Source organism: Peribacillus sp. S4, assembly GCF_046715815.1.
Taxonomy (GTDB): Bacteria; Bacillota; Bacilli; order Bacillales; family DSM-1321; genus Peribacillus; species Peribacillus frigoritolerans.
The window spans coordinates 2,513,732-2,536,871 of sequence record NZ_CP175708.1; the positions used below are offsets into that span (position 1 = coordinate 2,513,732).

22 protein-coding genes and 4 pseudogenes are annotated in these 23,140 nt (G+C 37.7%); 19 read left to right on the top strand and 7 right to left on the bottom strand.

The window, feature by feature from the left end:
- Positions 1-37: 37 nt before the first annotated feature.
- The 4 genes and pseudogenes from ACJ9PY_RS11955 (at position 38) to ACJ9PY_RS11970 (ending at position 4,149) form a co-directional block, all read left to right on the top strand.
- Positions 38-1,507 carry a nicotinate phosphoribosyltransferase gene (locus ACJ9PY_RS11955; RefSeq protein WP_268564942.1) on the top strand — a complete coding sequence of 490 codons (1,470 nt, stop codon included), beginning with the start codon at positions 38-40 and terminating at the stop codon, positions 1,505-1,507.
- 34 nt (positions 1,508-1,541) lie between these two features.
- Entirely contained in the window at positions 1,542-2,372 is an 831-nt protein-coding gene (gene nadE, locus ACJ9PY_RS11960) for an ammonia-dependent NAD(+) synthetase (protein WP_057277742.1), read from the top strand.
- 122 nt (positions 2,373-2,494) lie between these two features.
- Positions 2,495-3,508 (top strand): annotated as a pseudogene (locus tag ACJ9PY_RS11965) (serine hydrolase domain-containing protein).
- 347 nt (positions 3,509-3,855) lie between these two features.
- Positions 3,856-4,149 (top strand): hypothetical protein, encoded by a 294-nt coding sequence (locus tag ACJ9PY_RS11970; RefSeq protein ID WP_063576323.1) that lies wholly within the window; start codon positions 3,856-3,858, stop codon positions 4,147-4,149.
- A gap of 149 nt (positions 4,150-4,298) precedes the next feature.
- On the opposite strand, the gene ACJ9PY_RS11975 is transcribed toward ACJ9PY_RS11970, so the two are convergent.
- Positions 4,299-4,703 carry a hypothetical protein gene (locus ACJ9PY_RS11975; RefSeq protein ID WP_063576322.1) on the bottom strand — a complete coding sequence of 135 codons (405 nt, stop codon included), beginning with the start codon at positions 4,701-4,703 and terminating at the stop codon, positions 4,299-4,301.
- 342 nt (positions 4,704-5,045) lie between these two features.
- Between ACJ9PY_RS11975 and ACJ9PY_RS11980 the strand changes: the two genes are divergently transcribed.
- From ACJ9PY_RS11980 to ACJ9PY_RS12025, 10 genes and pseudogenes are all read left to right on the top strand, one after another.
- The gene (locus tag ACJ9PY_RS11980; protein WP_411740105.1) at positions 5,046-5,294 is read left to right on the top strand and encodes a hypothetical protein; all 249 of its coding nucleotides are present in this window, start codon (positions 5,046-5,048) and stop codon (positions 5,292-5,294) included.
- 230 nt (positions 5,295-5,524) lie between these two features.
- The gene (locus tag ACJ9PY_RS11985; protein ID WP_034312189.1) at positions 5,525-5,953 is read left to right on the top strand and encodes a DUF5082 family protein; all 429 of its coding nucleotides are present in this window, start codon (positions 5,525-5,527) and stop codon (positions 5,951-5,953) included.
- Positions 5,953-6,243, top strand: coding sequence for a YwqI/YxiC family protein (locus tag ACJ9PY_RS11990; RefSeq protein WP_057277738.1), 291 nt, complete (start codon positions 5,953-5,955; stop codon positions 6,241-6,243). Before ACJ9PY_RS11985 ends, ACJ9PY_RS11990 begins: the two co-directional genes overlap by 1 nt.
- Complete coding sequence (locus ACJ9PY_RS11995; protein WP_411740106.1) at positions 6,240-8,198, top strand: polymorphic toxin type 15 domain-containing protein; 1,959 nt, start codon at positions 6,240-6,242, stop codon at positions 8,196-8,198. The genes ACJ9PY_RS11990 and ACJ9PY_RS11995 overlap by 4 nt, the downstream gene beginning before the upstream one ends.
- A gap of 19 nt (positions 8,199-8,217) precedes the next feature.
- Positions 8,218-8,766, top strand: a complete 549-nt coding sequence (locus ACJ9PY_RS12000) for a T6SS immunity protein Tdi1 domain-containing protein (protein WP_328118388.1) — start codon at positions 8,218-8,220, stop codon at positions 8,764-8,766.
- 323 nt (positions 8,767-9,089) lie between these two features.
- The gene (locus tag ACJ9PY_RS12005; RefSeq protein WP_239861191.1) at positions 9,090-9,557 is read left to right on the top strand and encodes an antitoxin YezG family protein; all 468 of its coding nucleotides are present in this window, start codon (positions 9,090-9,092) and stop codon (positions 9,555-9,557) included.
- Positions 9,558-9,881: 324 nt separating this feature from the next.
- Positions 9,882-10,517, top strand: coding sequence for a deaminase domain-containing protein (locus tag ACJ9PY_RS12010; protein WP_411740107.1), 636 nt, complete (start codon positions 9,882-9,884; stop codon positions 10,515-10,517).
- Between the two features lie 28 nt (positions 10,518-10,545).
- Positions 10,546-10,902, top strand: a complete 357-nt coding sequence (locus ACJ9PY_RS12015) for an Imm3 family immunity protein (RefSeq protein WP_137024583.1) — start codon at positions 10,546-10,548, stop codon at positions 10,900-10,902.
- A gap of 255 nt (positions 10,903-11,157) precedes the next feature.
- Positions 11,158-11,513, top strand: a pseudogene (locus ACJ9PY_RS12020) (DNA/RNA non-specific endonuclease).
- Between the two features lie 17 nt (positions 11,514-11,530).
- Entirely contained in the window at positions 11,531-11,986 is a 456-nt protein-coding gene (locus ACJ9PY_RS12025; RefSeq protein WP_098184845.1) for an immunity protein YezG family protein, read from the top strand.
- A 224-nt stretch (positions 11,987-12,210) separates the two neighbouring features.
- On the opposite strand, the pseudogene ACJ9PY_RS12030 reads toward ACJ9PY_RS12025, so the two are convergent.
- From ACJ9PY_RS12030 to ACJ9PY_RS12040, 3 genes and pseudogenes are all read right to left on the bottom strand, one after another.
- Positions 12,211-13,125, bottom strand: a pseudogene (locus tag ACJ9PY_RS12030) (iron-hydroxamate ABC transporter substrate-binding protein).
- 1,030 nt (positions 13,126-14,155) lie between these two features.
- Positions 14,156-15,367, bottom strand: coding sequence for a SpoIIE family protein phosphatase (locus tag ACJ9PY_RS12035; RefSeq protein ID WP_411740108.1), 1,212 nt, complete (start codon positions 15,365-15,367; stop codon positions 14,156-14,158).
- Between the two features lie 22 nt (positions 15,368-15,389).
- Positions 15,390-16,211 (bottom strand): alpha/beta fold hydrolase, encoded by an 822-nt coding sequence (locus ACJ9PY_RS12040; protein ID WP_034312169.1) that lies wholly within the window; start codon positions 16,209-16,211, stop codon positions 15,390-15,392.
- Positions 16,212-16,748: 537 nt separating this feature from the next.
- Here ACJ9PY_RS12040 and ACJ9PY_RS12045 point away from each other — a divergent pair.
- The 3 genes from ACJ9PY_RS12045 (at position 16,749) to ACJ9PY_RS12055 (ending at position 20,571) form a co-directional block, all read left to right on the top strand.
- Positions 16,749-16,958 (top strand): hypothetical protein, encoded by a 210-nt coding sequence (locus ACJ9PY_RS12045; RefSeq protein WP_063576313.1) that lies wholly within the window; start codon positions 16,749-16,751, stop codon positions 16,956-16,958.
- Positions 16,959-17,342: 384 nt separating this feature from the next.
- Positions 17,343-18,305, top strand: a complete 963-nt coding sequence (locus tag ACJ9PY_RS12050) for a peptidoglycan-binding protein (RefSeq protein WP_278089818.1) — start codon at positions 17,343-17,345, stop codon at positions 18,303-18,305.
- A gap of 661 nt (positions 18,306-18,966) precedes the next feature.
- A complete protein-coding gene (locus ACJ9PY_RS12055; protein ID WP_411740109.1) occupies positions 18,967-20,571 on the top strand; it encodes a phosphodiester glycosidase family protein in 1,605 nt (534 codons plus the stop codon).
- 114 nt (positions 20,572-20,685) lie between these two features.
- On the opposite strand, the pseudogene ACJ9PY_RS12060 reads toward ACJ9PY_RS12055, so the two are convergent.
- From ACJ9PY_RS12060 to ACJ9PY_RS12070, 3 genes and pseudogenes are all read right to left on the bottom strand, one after another.
- Positions 20,686-20,823, bottom strand: a pseudogene (locus tag ACJ9PY_RS12060) (IclR family transcriptional regulator C-terminal domain-containing protein); the annotation flags it as partial.
- A 207-nt stretch (positions 20,824-21,030) separates the two neighbouring features.
- Complete coding sequence (locus tag ACJ9PY_RS12065; RefSeq protein WP_411740110.1) at positions 21,031-21,615, bottom strand: TetR/AcrR family transcriptional regulator; 585 nt, start codon at positions 21,613-21,615, stop codon at positions 21,031-21,033.
- A gap of 7 nt (positions 21,616-21,622) precedes the next feature.
- A complete protein-coding gene (locus ACJ9PY_RS12070; protein ID WP_411740111.1) occupies positions 21,623-22,375 on the bottom strand; it encodes an alpha/beta fold hydrolase in 753 nt (250 codons plus the stop codon).
- Between the two features lie 263 nt (positions 22,376-22,638).
- Between ACJ9PY_RS12070 and ACJ9PY_RS12075 the strand changes: the two genes are divergently transcribed.
- Both ACJ9PY_RS12075 and ACJ9PY_RS12080 read left to right on the top strand, forming a co-directional pair.
- Positions 22,639-22,887, top strand: coding sequence for a recombinase family protein (locus tag ACJ9PY_RS12075; RefSeq protein ID WP_347877884.1), 249 nt, complete (start codon positions 22,639-22,641; stop codon positions 22,885-22,887).
- A gap of 80 nt (positions 22,888-22,967) precedes the next feature.
- Positions 22,968-23,117: a hypothetical protein gene (locus ACJ9PY_RS12080; RefSeq protein WP_411740112.1), complete on the top strand. Its 150-nt coding sequence runs from the start codon at positions 22,968-22,970 to the stop codon at positions 23,115-23,117.
- Positions 23,118-23,140: the final 23 nt, after the last annotated feature.

The window sequence follows — 23,140 nt, forward strand, 5'->3', positions numbered from 1 at the left end:
AGGGAAGCGAATGCTTCTCTTTTGGGAGGAACTATCCATGGAAAAAAAATACAACGATGACAGTTACGCATTACACACTGACCTATACCAAATTAATATGGCCCAAACTTATTGGCAGGACAAAACACATAACCGCAAGGCAGTTTTCGAGATATTTTTCAGAAAGCTTCCATTTAATAGCGGATATGCGATTTTTGCAGGACTTGAAAAAATTGTCCATTACCTTCAAAACTTTTCCTTCTCGGAAAGTGATATCGACTATTTAAAAAATGATCTGCACTATGATGAAGAATTTTTGAAATATTTGATGAACATCCGTTTCACGGGAGAGATCCGCTGCATGAAAGAGGGGGAGCTCGTCTTCGGCAATGAACCGATATTACGGGTGGAAGCACCGCTTGGTGAGGCTCAACTCATAGAAACTGCGTTGCTTAACATTGTGAACTATCACACACTCGTGGCAACAAAGGCATCACGCATCAAGCAGGTCATCGGTGAAGAATCTGCCCTAGAATTCGGTTCAAGGCGGGCGCAAGAAATGGATGCCGCAATTTGGGGAGCGAGAGCGGCCTATATTGCTGGCTTTGATTCCACTAGTAATGTACGTGCTGGAAAGCTGTTTGGCATTCCGGTTTCAGGGACGCATGCACATTCCATGATCCAAGCTTATAAAGATGAATATACGGCTTTTCATAAATATGCTGTTTCCCATAAAGACTGTGTATTCTTGGTTGATACGTATGATACATTGCGTTCTGGCATCCCGAATGCAATCCGTGTTGCCAAGGAGTTGGGTGATAAAATCAATTTCATTGGCGTCCGTCTTGACAGTGGTGATTTAGCTTACTTATCGAAAGAGGCAAGACGTATGCTTGATGCTGCAGGATTCCATGATGCGAAGATTGTCGCTTCCAATGACCTTGATGAATATACAATCATCAATCTGAAACAACAAGGAGCAAGAATTGACATTTGGGGCATCGGAACCAAATTGATTACGGCTTATGACCAGCCAGCGCTGGGTGCTGTTTATAAAATGGTTTCAATAGAGGGTGAAGATGGGAATATGAGAGATACCATCAAAATTTCTTCTAACCCTGAAAAGGTCACGACACCTGGCCTAAAACGAGTATATCGAATCATCAATAAAGTGAACCATCATGCTGAAGGTGATTATTTGGCGATGGAATATGAGAAGCCGCAGGAGCAGGAAAAATTAAAAATGTTTCATCCTGTCCATACATTCCTAAGTAAATTCGTCACGGATTTTGATGCGGTTGATCTGCATGTGGATATTTTTAAGGATGGAAGTTTGATTTATGAATTGCCGACCATAGATGAAATCAAGGCCTTCACGCAAAAAAATCTCCAAGTATTATGGCCGGAGTACCTTCGTGCCCTTAATCCTGAAGAATATCCGGTAGATCTAAGCCAGGATTGTTGGGATAATAAAATGAGGAATATAGATGAAGTTAAAGCCAAAGTAGAAAGAATGCTAACGAAATGACCTATCTATTTTATTAGAAAGCGGGGAAATGCCAATGCGTCCATTACAAAAAGAAATCGTAAAAAAATTACTTGTCCAACCAACGATCGATCCCGAAGCCGAATTCAGGAAAAGTGTTGATCTATTAAAAGGGTATATGAAGAAAAATACGTTTCTGAAAAGCTTCGTACTTGGAATTTCCGGAGGTCAAGATTCAACACTGGCTGGCTATATTGCCCAAACCGCCGTCAATGAATTAAATGAAGAAACGAATGGCAGCGACTATAAGTTTGTTGCTGTAAGCTTGCCATATGGAGTACAGGCAGATGAAGAAGACAGGCAGCTGGCTTTAAAATTCATTAAGCCAAGCCAAACGGTTACAGTCAACATCAAGGAAGCGGTGGATGCATCTATCAAAGCTGTGGAAGAAGCAGTTTCTGAAAAGCTATCGAATTTCTTAAGGGGAAATGTTAAAGCACGAGAGCGAATGAAGGTGCAATATGATTTAGCCGGGCTGTATAAAGGCGTTGTGCTTGGTACGGATCATGCAGCTGAAGCGATCACAGGTTTCTTTACGAAACATGGTGATGGTGCAGCGGATATCATTCCTTTATACCGTTTAAATAAAAGGCAAGGAAAAGAAATCCTGAAATTCGTCGGTGCTCCTGAGCGCCTTTATACGAAAATACCAACGGCCGATTTAGAAGATGACAAACCGTTACTTCCTGATGAAGTGGCTTTAGGCGTTAGCTATGATGAAATCGATGATTACCTTGAAGGCAAGGAAATCAGAACGGAAGCAGCTGAAATCATCGAAGGATGGTATACTAAAACCGAACATAAACGCAATGAAGCCATCAATGTTTATGATACTTGGTGGAAATAACGAGTGAAATCTTAGATAAGTTATCCCGCATCATATAAGATGCGGGTTTTTTGCTAGACCTAACAAGCACCTTTGCCAACACATCAGTAATGAAAATTTTACCGGCAAGGGAGACTCTACATATGGACATATCCAAGAATATTGAAGCAACGGGAAAGGAAATTGAATTCTCGGGTGTAATCAGTGTGAAAGCGGGAGATGATCTGATTCATAGTTCAGCACATGGCTATTCCAATCGAGCGGACGAAATCATGAATACGACAGAAACAAGGTTCGGTATTGCTTCCGGTTGTAAACTGTTTATCGCGATAGCCATTTGCCAGTTAATACAAAAAGGAAAACTTAGGTTCGATTCTAAACTTAAAGACTGTGTTAGGATCATGTTTCCTGATTTCAATCAAAATGTGACCATACATCACCTCTTAACACACACTTCGGGCATCCCCTGATTACTTTGATGAAGAAGTGATGGATGATTTTGAGGAGCTATGGCAGAATAATCCGATGTACCATGTAAAAGGATTAAAAGATTTCCTGCCAATGTTTCAAAATGAGGTGATGATGTTTCAACCCGGGGAAAGGTTCCATTACAATAATGCAGGCTATATTTTATTAGGATTGATTGTTGAGGAACTAACCGGACTTGAATTTACCGAATATATCGACAAGAACATCTTCCTGCCTTGTGAAATGAAAAACTCCGGTTATTTTTCCATGGATCAGCTACCTAAAAATACTGCATTAGGGTACATAGACGAAGAAAATGGAGCATGGAGAACCAACGTTTATTCCCTTCCCATTTTAAAGGCAGTGCGGATGGAGGAGCGTATATTACCACATCAGATATGTTCAGGTTTTGGGAGGGGTTATTTTCCAATCAGTTACTGAAGCAAGAATATACCAATCTCTTATTGGAAACCCATATTGCTACAGAAGATGATGGGGAATACTATGGCTATGGTATATGGATCCGTAAAAAAAATGACGCGATTTTCAAATACCACCTTATAGGGTATGACCCGGGAGTAAGTTTCAATTCTGCGGTATATCCGCCAAAGCGATTGAGAACCGTCATTACTCCAAATAAAGGCATGGGTCCATACCATATTACTAGAGCGATCGAGAAAGAATTATAAAAATAAATGGAACCTTTCCACTAATGGAGGGTTCCATTGTTTATATTCAATCTGAATTCATTCAAGTATTTTTTAAGAAAGGGACGAATTCGCATTCAATTGCTAAATTGGTTCCAGAACTTCTGGAGTTTCAAGGGAAGAACCCCTTCTGTACCCTTATTCAAGAACGAAGCTTTAATGATGCGGCACACCAATTTTTTATTGTCTGAAATCTTTAAGGAGGTAGCTTTCTTAGGTTTCAAGGCTTTTCCAAACAAAGAATTTGTATATTTAAATATCTTGAAGTAGAGTATATTTAATATACTTTATTTTATCCGGTATTTTCCGATGGAGGTTCTTTTTACATTATGAAGGCAAGATATGAACTAGCGAACATGAACTTAACAGTAAGCAATGTGACTTTACGTAATGCTGCGGATAGCTATGTCCTCTTGAAAGCTGCAGATGATCAAAATAATGAAATCACAATCAAGCTTTCCCACGAACAAGCGGAATTCCTGGAAGCGGAATTAAGGGAAGTAAATCGCCGCCGCAGGGAAAATAGTCCTGATATATCAGGAAATGATCAGGAACGTATTAATGACGACGATTCTTTTAATCTGTTCAGCGTTGATTTATTCAATGAAAATGAATCGAAGTAATCCTCAAATCATATTTGCTTCTCTGTAACCTTGCTTTCGATTTAAGATGATGCTGCAGAGAATCCATCATTCCCGCCAATACAAAACCCGAATTTCCATTTATTGAAAGGCATTAGGAATGTTTTAAGCAAGGTGACCTATCGTTACCTTTATTTTGATTGCTTGAAAAAATTCTTCACAAATAGGAATATGGATGATAATACAGCAAAAACCATGAAAAATACGATGAACCCCCATAGGCCTATCGCCGCATCTTGAAACTCCATATTTCCTCTGCTGGTAAGGGCTTGCTGTATCTCTATGGCAAATACTAAAACAACCATGACTGTAAAGGTATAAAGGAAAGAGAGTATCGTTATCCCAAAACGCATCCGGGCAATTAAATTAGATAAAAATAACACGAACAAAAATATGATGATACCGATGATTCCCATTATCCAAAAATGCAAATCTTTGTCCGTTGCATTTGAATTTAATGTGTCACTTACAAAGAATAGGATGAAATCGTGAAGATTATTGACGATTTCAGCTAATATCTGGATGATTTCTTTCATTTCTCACACCTCCAATCCTTAGATTATAGCAGGTTATAAATCTATATAGAAGAGGGAAGGTCCTCGAGGCTATCAGACTGACCTTTGGTGGAAGGAATGGGAAATCATAAACATGCTTGGAAACGAAAAAAAACATAAATAAATGAAGAAATCAGTTCATGTAACTTCACCTAAATAAGGGTAGATTGAACAAAATACATAGAAAAATAAAGTAAATAATGGAAAGCAGTAGTGCCTATTTCCAATGTTTTAACACCTTAGAGATCTAAACCATAATTGTTTTAATCGGAATGCTAGTAAAAAATGTTTTTATTTAATGATTTCATGGTTGGGGGAAAAAGTATGAATGATATACATAATCATGTGTTAACAGTAATTGATTTTATGAAAACCGGACACAAAACTTGCTTTGTGAAGGTCATCGGTTTTGATGCTGAATCCGTACAGGATTTTAAAGGTGAAGTTAAATTTGTCGGTGATTTGCCTTTTGGTGATTTGATACATCCCGAGCGGTCACATTTATCCTCCTCTTGCAGGGAATTTGTTCGGGATGACCTGCTGCATAGATACAGTCAAGGGCAATTTGAATGAAGTGTTGGAAGTTTATATAGTGAATCCAAGGGGTTTACTTGTTTAAAATTGGTAAAATGCCGGGTATAAAGAATATGGTATGTAGGAACTTTTTTATGCCAAACTTCTCTTTCAACTGATAAAATAGCATATTTCTCCCTATTTAACTCTCGGACTTTAATCCTTATAATGTTAAATAAGAAAAATATGACAGTTAGTGTAGGATTATACTGTTTTCTGAGGTGAGTTTCATGGTATATGCAGATATTTTGAGTAATATACACTCTGCTATCTCCAGTAAAAAAGCTGATTTAAATGTGAAAATTGAACGATTAGAAAATGCAAAAAACGATATTATAAAAGAACAGAGCATGTGTCTTAACGAGATTAGGAAAATAAAAGAGCCTGAGCTTGGTGGCAGCTGGACAGGGAACCGTTCGGATCACTTTCAGGATGCACGTCATGATGCTTATAATGTGATGTTTAGTATCATTCATGACGATTATGATGATTACCAATGGAAAATCGAAGCGATGATTACAAAGCTGAATGCAGAGAATACGCTTCTTAGCATAGCGGGGAATATAGCCCAAGAAGCCGACTCCCTTTTGAACAAAGGCGAAGAGGCATTTGAGCAGCTGGAAAGTAAAATATCCGATTTAAAAAGGCGGTTGTTTTAATGACGACAATCAAACTGAATCATCCTGCCGTAATGAAGCAAGTCGATCAAGTGAAGACGGCACTTGGTACAGTCACGCTTGGAAATTTGCCGGCAGGCGAGCTTGGCAACAATAAATTGGAATTCACTTCGAAATGGATCGATCGGGAAACGAACCTGGAGAAGGTCTTCGAGCAATATATCAAAATCGTCCAGAAAAATGTGGAAGATACCCGTGCCAACATTGACTTATTAAAAGAACAGGATGAAGCCATCTCTCATACGTCTTCACATGGGTATCCTGTGAGATGAAAATATATGAAGCCGAGACATTGACGGCCGCAACAAAGTCGCGAGCTAAGCAATATGAAGATCTAAAGAAGGAAGTCGCAGCCCTGAAAAAGGAATTTCAGGGCATTGTCGGCCTGGATAACGAGTTTCAGGGAGCCGGTGCTACCGCCATCAAAAGCTTCTATGAAGCGCAAATCGAGGTGGCGGACGCCTGGATGGAACTATTCACGACCCAAATCAGTTTTTTGGAAGGCATACCTGGCAGTCTGGAAGAGGCGGACCTCTCGGGAAATACGGTGGTCGAGGTTCCCTTTTTAGATGGCGAAGTGTCTAACGGCATCAACCAAGCGAAATCGCTTGTCGATGAACAAGCGAATGATCTCCAAAAAATCCTGAACAGCATTGACGATATTTTGCCTCTCGATATGTTCGATCAAAAGGACTTTAATGAAAAAATCACACTGGCCGGGCACAGGCTGGATGACACCGTGACAAAGGTCGAGAATATCGACCGGCAATTGGTCGAGGAATATGATGTGTCCGTCGGGCAGGAAAACGTGGCAGTTGGGCTCTTCCGTGCCTTGCTTGATGCCACCAAACAGGACGGCCATGTTTCGCCGATGACGTTCGATCAATCGGCATTCAAGAGCAGTGACGTCTATCAAGTGAAGGATGAAGTCGCCGGTCAGATGAAAGACTATCAAACCTTCAAAAAGCAGCAAGCCGAAGCCCGGAAAATCGAACAGGAAATGGAAGAACTCGAAAATCGTCCATGGTACGAAAAAGCCTGGGATACGACAAAAACCTTTACAGGGGAATTCACGGGATATTATGATTCAATCAGGGCCTCGACCGGAGTCGATCCAGTAACGGGCCGCAAGCTGTCCGATGCCGAACGAATCGCCGCAGGCGCCATGGCCGCCGCTGGATTCATCCCCGTCGTCGGCTGGGCCGGCCGGGCCATCAAAGGCGGCAGCGCCCTATACAAGACGGCCAAAGGACTTAATGCAGCAGACCACGCACTAGATGCCTATAAAACGACAAAAGGCTTTAGCCTCCTCCAGAAAACCGAATACGGAATATACGGACTCCTCGCAGCCAACGGCCTCGGCGAAGCAGCCACAGGCAAAGACATGTTCGGCAACCAACTGACCGAGGAACAGCGCCAGAACGGGCTAATGATGGCACTAGGCATCGCCGGTGTGGCTGGTGCGGCGAAGGTCGCCGATAAAGTAGCAAGTGGTACGAAGTTCGTCCCTTACAGCAAAGAATTTGCGCAAAAGCAGGTTCAGAAGGTTCAAGCCTTCGGCAGGGAAATCGGCAAGGTGGAAGTACCTCTCCGGATTAGGGTCGAAGAATTAGCGACGGCGTATGGAAACAACTATAAACATGTCACATTTGATAAAACGACGATTAAGGATATCGTGCAGAAGTTTGCGGCGAAGAGTGATGGTGGAAAGGGTATGGGTGTTTTGTACCATGTCCAAAGAATCTCAGAAATAGAAGTCAAGTTCAAGCAAAATCCTAAACACAATGCAGAAGAATTCGCAAGACAGTTAAAAGACCAAGAAAAAGGGTTGAATGGTTTAACTATTGATGAGTATTTAAAGAATAGAGAAAGATATATAGAAGAAGGAAGAGCTTTAGAAGGGAATGCAGCTCAAAAGGCTGCAAGAGTAAAAGCTTATTTAGATAAAGTTGATGAGTTAAGGGAGACAGGCTTATCTAGAAAAGAATCAGAAAAGCAGGCTACAGTATGGATAAATGAACAGGCTGCTTTACATAATCCAGATCAAATTGCGGGTGGCAATCCACTTGATATTGGTGGAATGGGAGATAAAAGGGTTAATTCATCCCTTGGTTCGCAATGGAGATATAGAATTGATGTTATAGATGAACAAATAAAAACTATTGCAGCTAGTATGACGGAAGTGGATAAAAAATCAATATACTTAAATGTGAAATTAATACAATGAAATAGAGGTGATTATAAAAATGTCAACTAACATTTTTGATAACTTTAAATTATTTGAAAAAGCACAAGCAGAAACTATTAATAATTTCAATGGTTACATACCTGAACAAGTATTAGAAGTGTGGAATAAATATGGTTTTGGTAGTATTTTAAACGGGTATTTAAATATTGTTAACCCAGAAAAATATAAGGAACTATTAAAGGATGTATATGTAAGAAACGAGGATGCTCTAGTATTGTTTACTACATCAATGGGGGATCTTGTTGTTTGGGAAGATAATAAATATTTAATTTTACTTAATTTTAGAAAGGGTGAAATTAAAGGGATATCGTCCGGTTTCAAATATTTCTTTCCTGATTTAGAAGATGAATCATTTTACGAAGAAATTTTAGATTGGAATCCTTATCCTGAAGCAGTTGATAAATATGGAGAACCAGATTTTGATGAATGCTTTGGTTATACCCCTCTCCTTGGATTAGGTGGAACTGAGAATGTGGAAAACTTGAAAAAGGTGAAACTTATTGAGCATATTTATCTAATTACTCAATTCATGGGACCAATCGAATAAGAGTCAATGAAGTTGAAAAGATGGTTGATGATTACAAGTGACTATCAAAAGTAAATGAATCCAGGGTCTTTTTTGGGGTTAAGTCAAAAAGCATAAAACTCAGGGGCTTATCGTTTTTTTCGATAAGCTCTTTTAATTTGGTGAAAAAAGAATCCTAAATACTAGAAACTGGTTATATGAGAAAGTAGAAAAGAAATATTAAATCCCCAAGTAACACTCCAAGGATAAGACAGACATAGTAACAAAGAAACTAAAATCCTCCCCTACCAGTTAGGAATATTGGAGATATGGACATTTGAAAATTGAGCAGGAGGTGGGTAAGTATGAATGATATTAAACTTAATAGTATTTATCAAAAAATAGCCCAAACTATTAATGAAACTATACCAGAGGAATGGTCAAAGGTATTAATGTACGGTGAAATTGCTGACGGTACCGGTACGGCTTTCTTTTTTTATTATAATTCTAATAGTGAATTGCCTATTTATAGTCATGATATACCTGAAATATATAGTTTAAACGAAGAAGAATATGATAAATTATGGTATCAATTATTAGATGAATTAAAATTATTATCAGATGAATTTAAAAATAATAATCAAGAACAATGGACCAATTTAACTTTTACTTTAGAAAGTACCGGTAAATTTAAGGTTGACTATGATTATGAGGATTTATCCAATGCAGATGATCTCGAAAGAAGGGTTATTTGGGAATATACTCGTTTAGGCCTTTTACCCGAATCTGAATATGATAAGAGGATTTTAGAAGAATACCTCAAGAAAGAATAATGGAGGATAAGTAAAGCTTGTTCTTTTTATGACCTTAACGCAAAAGTTAAGGTCTTTTCATTGTTGAAATAGAATATGTATCATCTATCGCTTCTCAGATAATAGGCCGTGAGGACTTAAAATCATATAGATTTACTTTAAGGCAAGGTGGCATAGAAAAAAGTATCAAGTGGTACAAAGTTCGTCCCTTACAGCAAGGAATTTGCGCAAAAGCAGGTTCAGAAGGTTCAGACTACAATAACAGACATCGCGAGATCAGGAAAAACCACGTTAAAAAATATAGGTGACGAACTAGGTAAAAAAGAAATACCTAAACGAATAAGTGTGGAACAGGTTTCACTCACAGGAGGACCAAGCCTTCCCCATGTTATGATTGAAAAGCAGACAATTAAGGAAGCCTATCAGAAATTCACGGTGAAAGATAGCAAAGTAGAGGGTGTTTCAGGGGAGAGTGTTCCTAAGGGTACGGGTAAAGTGTATCCAACTAGACAAATAGATTCAGTAGCAGAAACACATATAATTGATAAAGTGAAAGAGCTAAGAGGGAATTTAACAAGTAGGTATAAGAAATCTGGTAATTTTGCTGTTGCAGAAGTGGATGTCAGTGGGATAAGTAAATCTGAATTTTATGCTCAAAGTAGCATAAATGAACTCAAAGGAAGTCTTGAGGATAAGGTGCCTGATATTTCTTTACAACCTGAAAATCCAATGTTTAAAGCTACGGAAGCAGTTGGTAAAGAGGGAGAGAGTTACTTAAGGAATACAGATACGGAGTATAAAATACTAAATGACATTGCTTCTAGGCTTGGAGAGAATACACAAGCTACAGGGAAAATTAAGTTATTTACAGAATTGGATACTTGCGACAGTTGCAGTAAAGTCATAGCAGAGTTTGCTGCTAAATATAAAAATATTGAATTAGAAGTCATACACAACGATGGTAATAGAATTATTCCTTAAACTTAATTTTTTTTGGAGGGGAAAACTAGTGAAAGACTGGGAGTATAATGAATTATTTGATGCAATTCAGGAGACATATGAAGAGTTGTTAGATGAAGATAGGGGATATAGGTATGCTATAGCAAAACTAGCTGATGAATTTGATAGATTAGGCAAGATAGAAGATGTTATTGTTGATACAGCTATTGGAGAAATTGCAATTGGCCATGAAAAAGTTTTTGTTGGGCGCATTGAAGGTATAACAAAGAGGTTAAGCATGTTTAACCCACAAGAAGCAGAAGCTGACTTAACATTAGAAGAGATACAAGACTTATCGAAACGAATAAATAAAGTAATAGAGGGACTAAGAAATGCAGAGGTAGATTATAATTCCTCAGCAGAATAGCATTTGTGAAAGAAAAATAAATATTAAAAAACCTTGAATGGCTAAAACCATTCAAGGTTTTTTAATAAAATCGTCTTGGAACATTTATTTCACCTATTAGCTCAATTTTAATAATGTTAGCTTGAACTCCGGAACCTTATTAAACTTCCAATAGAAAAAAGAAGCTTAGCTTTCTGTCTACAGAACTATAATCCTGATATTAGATATAAAACTGGAGAGTATGATTACTTATATGAAACAGATAATTTAGGTAGGATTACAAAATTTGAAACAGAAAATTTAAAATTAACAACGAGAACAGATAGATTGTCACACAGCAAAAACACACCTGGTAAAGTAAAAGGTCAAGACCATGCAGGGCATTTGGCAGGTGATAGGTTTGGAGGATCACCTAAAATAGACAATTTGGTATCGCAATTATCTGATGTTAATTTGAAGAAATATAAGAAAGTCGAAGATAATGGGCTGCAGCTCTAAAAGAAACACCACCAAAAAAGGTAACAGTTGATGTTGCTATAAATTACTCTGGGAATGATATGCGCCCAGACAAATTTATAGTTAATTACACTATTGATGGTAAGCCGGGCAGTGCAAAATTTAAAAATTTATAAAAGGAGTGCAATATAGTATGAAACAATTTGAAGATAGATTTAGTGAATTGCAAGCTGATATGATATCCATTTGTATGGAATATGTTGAAGATAGAGCCGATAAAGTATATGTTTATGCTTCATGTGAAGAAGATATGATATCGAGCAGTTTCTTTTATTTAATTAACAATAAGTATGTAGAATGTCATAAGGTGAACGATGCATTGGAAAATGGGGACGAAAGATATGATGTATCTACAGAACGACAGTTTATGGTATTAAATATTATCAATGATGATGCCGAAAAAATTGAAGAATTATGCAAAGAATACGAAAGAGACATGCCAACGGAGTTGAAATTAATATATGATGCTAAGAGTGGCAGTCTTCAAGCTGAATACAAGTATGATTTAGTACATACAAATGATGATATAAAAACGGCAGATGATTTTGCTGATGAGTGGTTTGAGGAGATAAAAAATAATAATCTTTAAATTGTTTAGATTTAAAGATATGCTCTAATTTGAATTCATAACTCATGAAGATTATGTCATCATGGAGTTATATAACCAGGGTGAGTAATGAATTAATTTATATAACTAGTTAAACAGCATCTGTTGCCTAAAAGGCATCAGGTGCTGTTTGTTTTTCTGGGAAGATATTCAAGTATAAAACATTAAAGAAGGAATTCTCATTTAAAGAATTCCTTCTTTGCATACTATTTGTTAAGAAATGATTTTTCGAAAAATTCCAGAAGATGCTCTAGAGTGATTGGATCACTGTAAGTGGATGCTTTACTATTTATTTCAAATATACGATCGTTCTTAACTGCAGGTATACTTTTCCACGTTTCGGTCTCCACAAATGAATTAACTACATCAGGGTTTTTACTAAAGATAATATAATCTCCAGTATACTCAGGAAGCACTTCAGATGAGAGGACATAAATGCCGGATTTAAGTGCCTTTTCTTTTACTTTTTCAGGCATTTTCAAGTCCATTGCTTGATACAATATTTCTGTTCCCCGTGCATAATTATTTCCAAATACATAAAACTCCTTAGCATCATTTTCAATGACAGAAACGGTTGCATCTTCACCAATTTTTGCACGTATCGCTTTTCCTGCTGTTTCTGCACGCGTTTCGAAATCATTAACCCATTCTTTTGCTTCCTTTTCTTTGTTTAAAAGTTTTCCGATTTCTATTTGCTGTGATAAATAATCTAATTTTCCTCAAGTGAATACAACAGTCGGAGCAATTTCATTAAGCTTTCCGATATTTTTCATCTCGGATCCGGCTATGATTAGGTCTGGTTCCAGTTCAATGATTTTCTCCAGGTCATCTTCTGAAACGACTTCCACTCCCTTTAGTCTATCTTGAAAAAGGGGATTCATATTTGTCCATTGATCTATTCCAACAATATTACCTTCCAAAGCCAATACATTAGGTCCATTGGAGAGAGCAATTATTCTTTTTGGGTTTTTAGGAATCTCAACAGGACCAGTTTCTGATTGATATGTAATTGTTTCTGATTTTGTCTTGGAATCATTATTTTCGTTCGCTTTCTCGTTGTTCCCACAGGCACTAAGGATAAGCACGAACAAGAGCAGGAAGGGTATGAATAGCTTTTTCATTTTGATTTTCTCCTTACTAATATAGTGTAGGTTAAAAATATACCAAAAAATGTCTAATTAATAATGATATTCATTTTCAATGATTACATCAACATATTAATAGGAATGATAATCATTGTCAATAACTTTCGCCAGATTGCTAAACCCCGTGAACTAAACCGTCACCCCTGCTAGTATTGTGTTTTTCTTCGTAAACCAAGTCTAGTAGTTAAAGGTGGATAGCACATTCAACGGATGCCGCATCCTAAGAAGAGGGATAAAATAGCTCGGTTCGTGTCATCATTTTCCGCATGCGTCGTTAAATACTTGATATTGAGGTTTTTTCGATTAACTCTTATTAAAATAATGACAAGTAGTTGTTTACATAACTATATTATGGTTTAATCGTTGAGAAATCATATATGTTTGAACGAAAATAATGATGCGAAGATCGTTTATTCCTGGCCATAAAACTTGGGGAGATTTCAGTTTGCTTCCACATACTTTGGAAATTGTCCAGAATCATGGAAGATGAATTGATTTGCATTCAGTCTAAACTTTTAGCAACTTGTCCACACCTTCCATCAGTCCATGCATATACAATAGTAAGGAGGGTGTTAGGATGGAGATAAACTGTTGTTTTGAAGAAAAATGTTTTGAGAACAATGACCCAAGTACAGTATGGTTTCCTGGAAAGCGTTGTAAATGTAAGTGCAAATGCAAAAAAAACAAGCGCCGTTTTCATTAATCACTAAATGAATGACTGGACATAAGTTGTTCAACAGAGGCAGGCCTAGTGGCTGCCTTTTTTATTTGGACATGCGTGGTATATATTAGTGGAATAGCGCTGAAATATATAAAGATGAAAAAAACACTCAACCATTATGGCTGAGTGTTTTTAAGCATGGGATATAGAAAATTAAAGTTCATTGAACTAAAGTTAATCCCTAAATAGAAGGGCGTTTCGAACATAGTATCCACTATACGAACTCCCAAGAAATTGAACAGTAACTTGGATTAGTTATGTAGCAGATAGCACAACCCCAATGTTTTATTTTAGTTTAACTAAAATAAGACATTGGTCATCTTTACGTTGGAGAGTGTCCTCTTCATATCTAAGCGATTGTATAACTTCCTCCTTAAGTGTGGATAAAGGGGCAGCGGAATAGGTCTTTAACAATGAGCATAAACGGTCTGAACCTATAGGTTCTTCAACTCCATCTGTATAAAGGCACAGCATACTTTCCTTATTGTATGTAACGGTATTTGTTTTAAAAAGTATATCTTCAAACATCCCGAGTGGTGGCCGATTAGAACGCAACTCATATTGTTTTCCGTTTATATCCTGTAAAAGAACGGATGGATGGCCTGCATTTATATAATTAATTTCTCTCTTATCAGTATCGATTAAAAGGTAGACGGCAGTGCAGTAATGAGATGATTTACTTGTGTTTTTGAATAAAGAATGAAGATGATCATCTAATTCCTTCATCACCGATTTCACTTCTGAACCTTTTAAAATTAATCTTTCAAATATGGAATGTAGTGACATGGTTATTAGGGCAGAAGAAAGCCCGTGCCCCATCACATCAAGTAGGATAAGGCCATACCGCTGGGCGTCAATTTGGTAAAAACCATATATATCACCCGATAATTGATTGGAGCCTTTATAATACGCTTGAATTTCAAGATGTTCATTAATAATAGGAACTGGTAATAGTGTCTCTTGTATCTTTTTTGCAAGACCCAGCTCTCTTTCTGTATCTACTTTGAATTTTTCATTTTTTTCGTTCAATTCAATCAGCTTATTCTTTTGCATTTTCATCGTTTCATGAGCAATCTCTAAATCAGCATAAGCCTTATTCCTAGCATTTAGTGCGGTCTCTGCCTCTTTTTTCGCTATAAGAAGCTCATTTTCTAATTCATTTCTTTTTCGCATTGGAATCACCACACACTCAATAATGGTTCTTCCATCTCGCTCTCTTTGAACAGCGTTGAGTAACACAGGTATTTCTTCATCATCTACAGACTTTAAGGATATATATATTTCCTCAATCTGATTTTCTAACTTAATCAGAGGAACCAGATAAAGCTGATGAAAGAGTATAGCTGAAGCCGAAAGGATATAATTAATAGGCTGCCCTTGCAATTGATCGAGATTATACCCCAATAATTTAAGTAAGGTTTGATTAACGGATAAAATATCATCTTCTTCTGATAAAGTTAAATATCCGCAGGGTGCCTCATTTAGTTGTTCATTCACAAAAATTCACACCCATCTCTATCTATAAATCGTTTGTCGGAAATTCATCCAAAAACTGTCGAATTAAGAATATCGTCTCTTCAGGATGACTCATATGTGGACAGTGTCCTGTTGCTTTCATCATCTTCAATGTACTATCGGGAAGATGCTTATGAATATATTCACCTACTGCTGACGGAGCAATAACATCTTTGGAACATTGCAAAATGAGTGATGGTACTTTTACTTTTGCTAAATCTTTACGGTTGTCTGCAAAAAAGGTAACCTCCGCAAATTGTCGTGCGATAATGGGATCAGTAGAACAAAAACGATTCTCTAAATCCCGTTTAAGCTCTGGGCGATCTGGATTACTCATGACCGTTCCCGCAAAAGCGGTTGCCCAGCCTATGTAATTTTTGTCCATCATATCAATCAATCCTAAAAGTTGTTCTTTCTCGAATCCCCCGTAATAATCATTTGGGAGATTAAGGTAGCAAGGGGAAGGACCAACCAGGACAAGTTTAGAAAAATATTCAGGATGTTTAATGGATGCCAGCATCCCAATCACACATCCAACAGAGTGTCCAACAAATATAGCATCTTTTAGGTCTAATGCCGAACAAACATCAAGTACGTCTTGTGCATACCCATCAAGAGTACTGTATCTTTCCACATTATATGCCTGTATATCTGAATTACCTGACCCAACATAGTCAAATAGAATAATATGGTATTCATCTTCGAAATCTTTTGCAACTGATTGCCAGACATTTTGATCACAACCAAAACCTGGTGCAAATATCATTGGTCGTGTACCTCTTCCTCTAATCTTTACATTATTACGCAATAAAATATTGGGATTCATGATTGGCTCCTTCATTTAGAAGATATACTTACTATATGGTAACACTAACCTTATTCGAATTAAAGAATTACACTTTAGCTGAAAATTGTCTGAGCTTGAACAGGAATGAGGAGAGTGGTATACACTTGGCGGAGTTTCAAGACTTTGGAAACTCTCGGTCTTTCGTATACAGGAACCTCTTATTCCTGGAAAAGGTCGACAACGTTCCTTGATAATATGGAAAGCCTTATTATAAAAAGGGGTCATGTATAAAAGAAATACGAGGGATTTTTTGATTAGATCGCTAAGAAATATATGGTCATGATATTATATTTTAATAGATAAAGGGTTTTTGTATGGGTAACTTAAACATCTCCCTTTTTCTGACCCAAATCCTTGAATATTCTTTTACCCTATCTGATCCCTAATTGGAGCTATTAATAACTAGCTTCAGTTTTTTTTCGCAAAATAATTATTGAAATAATAAATCGTTATCGGACGCCTTCTTTGTTTTTCCTGTATAATAATACTATATTTTACATTTGGGAGGGATTATTTATGGACCATGCAAGCAGTTTAATAGGGCTTTTTGCAATCATACCGATTTTGTTTTATTTGGGACTTATTGTTTTAAGTGTTTATTTCATTATTAAGATCATAAAATTCATCAATGCAAAGACAAGATTAGATCAAGAAAGAAATGAAAAGCTGGATGAATTGATAAAAGTCATTGGAAAAGATAAGGAAGATCAGAATAAGCCACTTTAATATAAAGGCCCTTTTCGTAAAGATTGTTGTTTTTAAAACGAAACCATTTTAGGTTGATTGGAGCGGAAGTGCGAGACTCCTGCGGGAGCAGCGGGATAGGTGAGACCCCACAGGCGTTTACGCCGAGGAGGCTCACCGCCCGCCCCGCGGAAAGCGAGCACCTGGAGGGGAAATCAACCACACTGCACTACTTCGTAAATAGCAACAAAGTATGCGAAAACAGCCAATATAAAAAAGCACAATTCCATTAGGGGTTGTGCTTTTTTTATTTAAGAAGGATGAAGCTTACTAGATCCACATAAAAAGAGCGATTTTTTTGGAACGTCAAGGTAGTGGTACAAGCATTTCCTAATTAGCACCATAACATATTAGGAGGTGATTGAATTGACAGTTAAATTAGAAACTTTATTGGATCGTTCAGAAAAGAATATGGGCAGCGGAATTCATCCAGTCGTAAAAGAATCAGCTTTGGAAATGGTTAAACGGGCATACAAAGAAGGCATTTTCGTGCAAATCAGCGCAGGTTATCGGTCTATGGAAGAGCAAGCAAAGCTATATGGTCAAGGTCGCCTAGGTTATATATACGATGGTAAAAACTATAGTGATTTATCGAAGCCGAGAGTGACCAACGCGATGCCAGGTCAATCTTATCATAACTATGGACTAGCCATTGATTATGTCATAGTCAGCGATGATGGAAAGAATGGCATATGGACAGTTGATGCAAAATGGAGACGTGTAGCGGCTATTGGTAAATCCTTGGGCTTTGCATGGGGCGGGGATTGGTCAAGCTTTAAAGATTATCCGCACTTGGATATGACGGGCGGACTGACTTATTCTCAGTTAAATGCGGGAACAAAGCCTAGACTGATATCAAAAGTGAATGGAACCACTCCACCACCTACACAAGTCGAATCCGAAGTCATTGTAAAAGAAACACCAGCAAAGGACAGCGGCAACCAAACTATCAAGTCCATTCAGAGGACATTAAATAGCAGATATAGAACAAAAATAGATGTTGATGGATATTATGGTCCCAATACTAAAAAAGCGCTGATCAAGGGTTTTCAAACCGAATTGAATAAACAATATGGTGCAAAGATTAAGGTTGATGGAATATGGGGGCCCCAAACAAAAGCGGCTTCACCTAATGTTAGGGAAGGGGCGGAAGGGAATATCACCTATATCCTTCAAGCTGCACTTTATTTGGAAGGACATAATCCACATGGCATGGATGGTATCTTTGGAAGCGGAACGGAAATAGCTGTGAAGGCTTTTCAAAGGGCCAATGGATTATCTGCAGACGGCATCGCAGGTGAAAATACCTTTGCAAAACTATTTGGATGATATTTGAAATGGAATAGAACTATATTGCTTAAAAGTGGCTTAGCAAAAAAAGCCCTATGAGGGCTTTTTTATATGAATGAAAAAATAGCAGTCATTTTAAAAGTAAATATCCCAATCGTTTAGGAATCGAAGTATAAGAAACGTAAGAATACATATGGGGACAAGAAATGTAACCGCATTTACGAAATGAAAGTACTTTAATGCGGAATGCTTTTTGACTTTAATCAATAAATAGAAGAAGGATGAAATTGCGATCAATGGGCATATCAAGCCAAGATCAGTTAATATGCTTGAAATTGGGTGGTTCATAACACTAAGTCCAATAAGGAATGAAGCAAGGCAAATAACATTGATAACCGACAAGATGAATGGTATAAACAACAAGTTCTTTTTTACTGTTTCCATAAATTTCACCTCCTAGGAGATAACCCCACACATATCTTATATTATTCACGATTATCCAGCAAAACTTTTGATTAACTGTTTACAAAGACAAAATACTCAAATTTATCCATTCACAAATCTGAATTGTAATATTTATCGAGTATTTATGCTCATTTTTGTTCACTTAAAATTGACTGAAATATAATAGTTTTTTTAATTTTCCATCACATTTAGACAATAAAGTTAAAGGAAGACATAACTTTATTGGAGGAAAAAAATGAAAAAAATATGGAAAAAGCCAATTTTGCCTATCGCCTCTATTAGTCTGGCATCTGTGATGTTTGTAAATGCCATTCCCGAAACTCCAGTTCAAGCAAAATTGAATATTCAATCACAAGTGCAAATGAAAAATCATTTACTTCCGCTTGGAACCCCAAATTTGCAGGAGAAAAGAACTTCCATGAATCTAGCACCAGGAGTGAAGTATACCAAAATCAATCGTGGTGAAACATCTTCTAAAGACTTTTACACAGTGGATGTGGCATTTGTTGAAACACAAAAGCACGCAAAGGAATTGTTGGGAAATTTAAAGAAAGACGGTTTCAACAGGGCTCATATTATAAAAGAATTGGATCGGGCCGTGGATGACCGGAAAAAGGGACCGCTTGGGTACATTGTTCGCATCGGTCAATATCAGCTGGAAGCGGATGCAGCCGAAATGAAAAACAAGTTATCTGAAAAGGGATATTCGGGACTTCGGACCGTGTATACGGGTGAAGACGGAGAGAAAACAACAGGACCATGGGTAGTGAACGTCCTTGAAGTGGATCAGGATCGATTTAATGGGCATATGGTGCCTGAATTAGCAAATGATGCAGTGACAGGAAAAGAAACATTGACCCAAATCGCTGATAGAAATGATGCTATTGCAGGAGTTAATGCAGGATACTTTGTTATGGGAGAGAAGGATGGAACACCAGGCGATCTTGCCGGTATATTCGCAAGCAAAGGTCAACTTGTCAGTGAAGCTATAAATGGCCGTTCAGCTCTGATTTTATCTTCTGCTGAAGGGAAGGCAAATATTGCATCTGTGTCCACGTCAATTCAGGCTACTTCATCTGATGGGGCGGTTAGGGAAGTGGATGGATTGAATCGGAAGCCAGGATTAATCCGCAATTGTGGCGGTGTCGGAGGAGATACGACAACAGAACTGGCAAAACATGATTTTACTTGTAAAGATGGAAGTGAACTTATCCAATATACGTCCGTATTTGGAGAAAAGACAGAATCGGGCGACGGTATGGAAGTGGTAGTAAATCATGCCGGGGTAGTGGCGGAAATCCGTAACAAGCGTGGGGGAGACATTCCAAGCAGTGGTTCCGTTCTTGCGGGAACGGGGGAGGCGGCAGAGTGGCTTCGTGACCATGCCCGACAAGGAATGAAGATTCAAGTGAAAAGTAAAATAATCAGGGATGGAAAGCAATTAAAATTAGACCAAACCACAAGTATGATTAATGGAGGTCCTCGATTAATGAAAAACGGAGAAATTTCCATTAATGCAGTAGAGGAAGGCTTTCACTGGGAAGAAGATCCAGGCTTTTATTATCGTTTTGGGGAACGTCGTAATCCAAGAACGCTTGCAGGAATCAAAGAGAATGGCAATCTATTATTTGTCACCATTGATGGACGCGCACCCGGATGGAGCGTGGGGGCTAATTTTGAAGAAAGTGCGAAAGTCATGAAGTCATTAGGGGCAGTCGATGCCATCAATCTTGACGGCGGCGGATCGACGACCATGACAGTTGGGGATGACCGAGTCACAAGACCATCTGATGCAGCAGGTGAACGCCCGATTGCCGACGGTATTCTGTTAGTAGAATAGATGGGCAGGGATTATCGTCTTCATTCATCGTTTTGGTTCAAGCGGGTCGTCACGAAAAAAATCTCTTCAGTTAGGTTTCTGAAGAGATTTTTTTCTGTGATATTTTGAAATAATTTAATATAGGGAAATTGAAATACTTTCAGCAGTTTTTAACAATAAAGAGATATGTTGTGCCATCGATTCCTCATGCCAGCGAAAGAAAGGCCCGGAAATGGAGATAGCTCCAATGACTTTTCCTTTAGCTCCGAAAACTGGTGCTGATAATGTCCATTTTCAAAGTAGTCAGCAGACGATGAGTGATAGGGGGAGAAATATTAAGGCTCACTAATATGACGACATGATGCATGTTCGAGATGAATGTATTAATAAATAGTTCTTCCCATAAAAGAGACCGTCAATGACGATCTCTTTTTTCTCCATTTTAGCTGTAGAAGTTCCTCTTTAAATCTTCATTCAAGATTAGTTACAAAACTCGCTTATAATCTGGTTCTTTATTTCTTCCATCGGAAATCCCTGTTGATAGGTGGATATCATCAACATAATTCCTTGTAGCACAGATGAAAAATATAACGATCGTTTCCTTGGTTCCGTTTCACCCATACTTTCAAATATTTTACATTGAAACTCAAATTGTCTAGCATTTTCTTCAATTATGAGATGACTGTATTTTATCAACTCTTCATCTGATTCTGGCTGAGTTTGAAGGTGTAGATAGAACCGATGGACTTCTGGCTTTTGGTGGATATTATCTATGGCACCATTGATTATATGTTCAAGCTGTTCACGAGGTGTATTTAAGGTGAAAGCTTCTTCCATGACCTCCACCACCTCCTTGATTCTGGCCTCGACCATTTCAGAAAGCAGTTCTTCTTTTCCTTTATAATAGTTATAGAGTAACCCTTTCGAAATGCCCGCATGCTTGGCTATATCGCTTATGGAAGTAGCGTAATAGCCTTGTTTTATAAATAACTCCATGGCTGCAGCGCGAATTTTTTCTTTGGATGCTTGGCGAATACGGTCATTCTCTTCGGGTGTACGTGGCATTTTATCTTCAATCCTCCATAAAAGCAGTGAATTCTTGATATAAAATTTCAGAATGGGTGAGGGGCAGCATATGATCGGCATCCTCTATTTCGATGAAACGGATGTTTGGAACCTTTCGGAAACAATCGGCAACCCGGAAATTATCTGCCAAGTCCTTTTTGCCGATAAAAAATAAAGTTTCGGTGTTCAATTCTTCTAATCGTTCCATTGCCGGTGGCCGCGGCCATATCATGCAGAAATCAGCGGGCCACTTAAGCATGCGCCCGAAATGATGCCTGAGCATTTTGACAGTGAGATCTTTGTGCGGACTATCGATAACAACTTGGTATGTTGGTGAATGAAGGACAAGCTCTAACATCTTATCTATATTGGGGGCACTTTCCAATATCTTGTTATGATATTGTTCAAACTCCTTTGAATAGGGAAAACCAGTTAAAGAAGGAGCAATTAATACAAGTTTCGATACCCTTTCTAGGTAATTAAGGGCGAAATCAGTGGCAATTTGCCCGCCCATGGAATGACCTATAATCGTTGCCTGATTAAGTTCCAGGTAATCCATTAGTGCCAATACATCCTCAACATAGTTTGCATGTTTTATGGGGGATGGGGATTTTCCGGCACCACGGCCATCAAAAACGATCACTTTGTAATTTTTAGTTAAAAGAGATGCTAAAAATGTCCATTGCCTCAAATCAACCCCGCCACCATGAATAAGAACAACAGGAAGACCCTTGCCATTAACCTCGAAATGTAAATCCAATGCAGCCCCTCCTTTTTCATCACTGAATTTTCAGATTTATTTTATTATTGAATGAACGTTTAGTCAATAGAAAATGCAATTAAATTTTGAACAACTGACTAAAAGTATATTAACTTTTATATAATGCTGATTTTACTATTAGTGTTAATCTAAATGTTTATGTAAAGTGTCTAAAAGTTAGTATATGATTTAACATATTAGTCTTTTAGACAGAGGTGCTTTAAAAGACTTTAATTGGGTAGTTTCAACAGTTGGACAAACACTTGAAAATCAAATTGAATTACTTCAGGGATATGGCTAAGGAAAATCAATCTGATGCAAAATCAAATCGAATAGCTCTTCATGGAGCATTAGAGTATTTGCGAGAAGGAGATAAGCTAATTATAACTAAAATAGATAGACTTGCTCGCTCAGTCAAAAACCTACATAACGTTGCTAGCCAATTAGAGGATAACGGCATTAACCTTGTTTTCTTAGAGCAAATAGATTTCTCAACTCCATCAGGGAAATAAATGTTCACAATGCTAGAAGAATTTGTTGAGTTTGAAAGGGAATTAATGAACGAAAGAACAGCAGAAGGACAAGGAAACATATGGAAAGAACAGGTCAACCAAGGAAAAACTTAGAACGTGCATTGGATCTCTTTGGTAATCGAGAAGAAAATAAAATCGGTGTTAATGATATTGTGAAAATGACAGGTGTCCCGAGTAGTACCATCTATGCAAATGCTAAAGATAGGTAAAGGTGTATAAGTTGGATATTAAA

Bases quoted from the DNA above. Each gene is read 5' to 3' on its own strand.
- ACJ9PY_RS11980 (WP_411740105.1), top strand. From the start codon at position 5,046: ATGAATGATATACATAATCATGTGTTAACAGTAATTGATTTTATGAAA.
- ACJ9PY_RS12025 (WP_098184845.1), top strand. From the start codon at position 11,531: ATGAAACAATTTGAAGATAGATTTAGTGAATTGCAAGCTGATATGATA.
- ACJ9PY_RS11970 (WP_063576323.1), top strand. From the start codon at position 3,856: ATGAAGGCAAGATATGAACTAGCGAACATGAACTTAACAGTAAGCAAT.
- ACJ9PY_RS12055 (WP_411740109.1), top strand. From the start codon at position 18,967: ATGAAAAAAATATGGAAAAAGCCAATTTTGCCTATCGCCTCTATTAGT.
- ACJ9PY_RS11990 (WP_057277738.1), top strand. From the start codon at position 5,953: ATGACGACAATCAAACTGAATCATCCTGCCGTAATGAAGCAAGTCGAT.
- ACJ9PY_RS12080 (WP_411740112.1), top strand. From the start codon at position 22,968: ATGGAAAGAACAGGTCAACCAAGGAAAAACTTAGAACGTGCATTGGAT.
- ACJ9PY_RS11995 (WP_411740106.1), top strand. From the start codon at position 6,240: ATGAAAATATATGAAGCCGAGACATTGACGGCCGCAACAAAGTCGCGA.
- nadE (WP_057277742.1), top strand. From the start codon at position 1,542: ATGCGTCCATTACAAAAAGAAATCGTAAAAAAATTACTTGTCCAACCA.
- ACJ9PY_RS11985 (WP_034312189.1), top strand. From the start codon at position 5,525: ATGGTATATGCAGATATTTTGAGTAATATACACTCTGCTATCTCCAGT.
- ACJ9PY_RS12005 (WP_239861191.1), top strand. From the start codon at position 9,090: ATGAATGATATTAAACTTAATAGTATTTATCAAAAAATAGCCCAAACT.
- ACJ9PY_RS12065 (WP_411740110.1), bottom strand. From the start codon at position 21,615: ATGCCACGTACACCCGAAGAGAATGACCGTATTCGCCAAGCATCCAAA.
- ACJ9PY_RS12040 (WP_034312169.1), bottom strand. From the start codon at position 16,211: ATGAATCCCAATATTTTATTGCGTAATAATGTAAAGATTAGAGGAAGA.
- ACJ9PY_RS11975 (WP_063576322.1), bottom strand. From the start codon at position 4,703: ATGAAAGAAATCATCCAGATATTAGCTGAAATCGTCAATAATCTTCAC.
- ACJ9PY_RS12045 (WP_063576313.1), top strand. From the start codon at position 16,749: ATGGACCATGCAAGCAGTTTAATAGGGCTTTTTGCAATCATACCGATT.
- ACJ9PY_RS12000 (WP_328118388.1), top strand. From the start codon at position 8,218: ATGTCAACTAACATTTTTGATAACTTTAAATTATTTGAAAAAGCACAA.
- ACJ9PY_RS11955 (WP_268564942.1), top strand. From the start codon at position 38: ATGGAAAAAAAATACAACGATGACAGTTACGCATTACACACTGACCTA.